This window comes from Stenotrophomonas sp. A3_2, assembly GCF_036624925.1.
Lineage (GTDB): Bacteria > Pseudomonadota > Gammaproteobacteria > Xanthomonadales > Xanthomonadaceae > Stenotrophomonas > Stenotrophomonas hibiscicola.
In genome coordinates this window covers 1-301 of sequence record NZ_JAZKVY010000071.1, presented here as the reverse complement: position 1 = coordinate 301, position 301 = coordinate 1, and the positions used below count along the sequence as shown (strand labels likewise).

Below are 301 nucleotides of genomic sequence, written 5' to 3'. Positions count from 1 at the left end.
CAGCCGCGCCTGGGCGCGGCGCTACATGGGCAAACGGCAAACCAGCCCGCCCGCGCGCTCGCGCACGCCCTCGATGATCGCGCGCACCTCGTCGGGGCCGAGCAGCGCGGCGGGGCGCTCGCCCAGCAGCTGGTTGAGGTGCGTGGCGATGACCGTTCCGGCATCGACGGTGAGGAAGCCCTCGGCAATGGCGTGGTCGCGCGCGGAGGGTTCGATCCACAGCGCCGGGCAGCCGAAGCTGGGGTCGAGCGTGGGTTCGCCGCGCAAGCCGTGGTTGGCGCGCGCCTCGCCCGCGTCGATG

At 74.4% G+C, this 301-nt stretch carries 1 protein-coding gene; it reads right to left on the bottom strand.

Translation table 11 applies throughout. From position 1 onward, the window contains the following. Positions 1 to 21: 21 nt before the first annotated feature. Positions 22 to 301, bottom strand: a 280-nt coding sequence (locus tag R5H29_RS01245; RefSeq protein ID WP_332328602.1) for an FHIPEP family type III secretion protein, incomplete at its 5' end; no start/stop codon positions are given.